The 2,541-nt window shown below is 42.5% G+C and carries 4 protein-coding genes and 1 pseudogene; all 5 read right to left on the reverse strand.

Going from position 1 to position 2,541, the window contains the following annotated elements:
• Positions 1–721: pseudogene (locus PSF09_RS08545) on the reverse strand (hypothetical protein); the annotation flags it as partial.
• Positions 696–1,010: a phage tail assembly protein T gene (locus tag PSF09_RS08550; RefSeq protein ID WP_272683775.1), complete on the reverse strand. Its 315-nt coding sequence runs from the start codon at positions 1,008–1,010 to the stop codon at positions 696–698. The gene PSF09_RS08550 and the pseudogene PSF09_RS08545, both read right to left, overlap by 26 nt.
• A 23-nt stretch (positions 1,011–1,033) precedes the next feature.
• The gene (locus PSF09_RS08555) at positions 1,034–1,417 is read right to left on the reverse strand and encodes a phage minor tail protein domain-containing protein (protein WP_272683776.1); all 384 of its coding nucleotides are present in this window, start codon (positions 1,415–1,417) and stop codon (positions 1,034–1,036) included.
• A 94-nt stretch (positions 1,418–1,511) separates the two neighbouring features.
• Entirely contained in the window at positions 1,512–2,075 is a 564-nt protein-coding gene (locus tag PSF09_RS08560) for a Rha family transcriptional regulator (RefSeq protein WP_272683777.1), read from the reverse strand.
• Between the two features lie 201 nt (positions 2,076–2,276).
• Positions 2,277–2,541 (reverse strand): phage tail tube protein (locus PSF09_RS08565; protein WP_272683778.1); only part of this gene is annotated, 265 nt, incomplete at its 5' end.

Here is a 2,541-nt window from a genome sequence, read left to right on the forward strand (position 1 = left end):
AACTAATCGTTACACCTTTTAACGCTACGTTTTGTTTTTCAAGTTTGCGAATGTAAACATCAGCTGAACTCGAAACGCCAAGCTGCGCTGCTTGAATACGTAACATTTCAGTGCGAGACAAGTTCTGTTGAGTCACCTGTTCTTTTAACTTGTTAATAAAACGCTGCTTAGCCTGCGTTTGTTCTTCTTCGGCTCTTGTGGTTGTTTTAATTATCCCACCGATTCGATTTTGAAGTGTCGCATACTCTTTACCAACGAGAAGCCCATTTTGTAAGTCTCTATTAAGACGCTGGCGTATTGCTTGGGCTTCTTCAAGTCCTTTGTTGTACTTTTGCAATGCATCCATTTGCGCATCATACTGTGCAACAAGTCCAGTATTTGATTCGGGGCGCTTTCCTTTACGCATCTCTTCTTCAAAAATGCGCTTCACATCTCGATGGTTCTTTTCAACGGCGCGTGCTTCTGCTTCAAGCTCTGAAATTTTTTGTTGATGCGCCGCTGCGGACGCGTCACTAAACTGTTTGAGTTGAGACTGCCGTTTTTTCTGCCTTTCACCTTCCTTTGCTGCAATTCGATCCAATGCATCTTGGCGCATTTTCGCAAATCGCTGATCATCTCGCGCTTTCTTCTCTAGGTCACGCTCGACACGGCCTGCTTTTTCAAGATATTCCGTAGTATTCGCGCCAATTTTAATCTCAAGATCTGCTATTTGGTGGCTCATATCGCACTCCCCCTAAGATTCCCTCACCGATTGTCTGCAGTGTTTCATCTGACATTTCTGTATCACCCGCCTCTACATCGGTCAGTAACATAAAATCGGTTAACTCAGTATCACCACCAAACATGGTCTGAAATACGGTTTGTTGTAATGCGGCAAATTCAGCATCAATAAGTTGGGGCGTGAACGGTACTTTGCTGAAATGATCGGTCCAATCGCTATACTCGGTTGCACTGATTTCATCTAGCATTCGTCGCCAGTCAGGTCGCCCAAATTCACGCGCCAGTCGCAAAGAAAATGCACGTTCACGCGCAACTACTTTTCCAGTGGTTCAGGCTCCTGTACTTCTTGCTCTTCTTTTTCACTGGGGTCGCTGTCATTAGTCATGCCGCTTAGTTTGGAGGCGGTATCAAATGCGGTTTTTAGGGCTAAATCCCCCCAGTTATCGAGTATTTCCTGATAGATGGTTTCAATGTCGCGATTTCTATCAGTGTTCCAAATGGAGCGCGAGACAATCCATGCGAGTTGTTCAACGCCATGTCGATTTGCTTTAGCTCCCAGCGCGTGACCTTTGAGATTTTCAAGTTCACTCTCTTGGTGAACTAATAATTCAAAGTACTCAGCACGCTGCAGTGCAGTTAATTCAGAAAGAATGATAACTTCTTCACCAATTTTGATTTCTTTTTTCTTTAAAAACATATCGATACCTTTTCATTAATAATAAAAAAGGCCGCTGAGCGACCTATTTATCTGTAAAATCAAAGCCCTCAAAATTGAGGTGTCGTAATTAGGTTTATTTTTCATGTCCTAGCAGTTTGCCTCCACCGACCAAGCCTAATGCCATCTGGCTGATATCACCTATTAGCTTTTCTGCACGATTTAAAATAACCAAATCATCTTGTCTTTTACGTAATCGGCGACCTGCATCACTAGAATCTTCATCAGAAGCTTTTCTTGCCACGGCTAACATGTGCTGTAGTTGCTGGATGGTAAATCCAAATCCTGATTCAGCCTCCAACTCTGTCATGTGATCGAATACTTGTGCTTGAAGTTCGTAGCTATAACTCATAGCCATCAGACAAGCTTCACGCTTAGGGAATTTAAAGCACGGATATGACCGCCCTTTGCTATCAATGTAATCGGCTAAAAATTTAGCTGATTGACTTTCACCTAAAACTCTTGGAGCTTTTGCCATAAAGTTTTTATGTGAAAGCTTTTTATATTGCTTGCATGGGAAGTTTAAACCTTCCACCTCAGCCTTTGCTTTTCTATCAGCATTAATGTAGTCAACCATTTCTAAGCTGGTCATAGTTGGTTGTTCAGATATAGCATTATTGATGACGGTTAATTTAGCCATGATACTGTCCTTACTTAGTAATGAACCCTTGCCACATAGGAGATCAGCCCATCGAAGCAGTATCAGCTATAACTGATTTCCTCAAAGGCTCATTCCTAAATAACTGTTCGATGCTTTAGGTGTGTGTGCATGTGGTGCACAAGGTGAAATGCATACGAAAAAGCCACATTGCTGTGGCTATCTTATTGATTTAAAGTTTTATTACTCTTTTGGCTGAGTAACTGTTTTGCCCGCTGGTTTTGGGGGAATTTCTTCTGCCATGGTTGGGCGGCCAGTATTTTTAATTTTTACAGTGCGCGTCATGGTTTCTTTAATCGGAATGGATTTACCTAGGCTGCTAATCCAGCCCTTAAATAAGTCCAGCGTGCCATTTGGGTACAAGATTTTGTAAAAGTGTGGCACTCCCTCATCAAACCATTTAACAAGGTCTTTTTGCCCTTCCTCGCCCGGCAACCATGCAAGAGTG

The sequence above is a fragment of the Providencia sp. PROV141 genome (genome assembly GCF_028481645.1).
Lineage (GTDB): Bacteria > Pseudomonadota > Gammaproteobacteria > Enterobacterales > Enterobacteriaceae > Providencia > Providencia rettgeri.

Bases quoted from the DNA above. Each gene is read 5' to 3' on its own strand.
- PSF09_RS08560 (WP_272683777.1), bottom strand. From the start codon at position 2,075: ATGGCTAAATTAACCGTCATCAATAATGCTATATCTGAACAACCAACT.
- PSF09_RS08555 (WP_272683776.1), bottom strand. From the start codon at position 1,417: ATGTTTTTAAAGAAAAAAGAAATCAAAATTGGTGAAGAAGTTATCATT.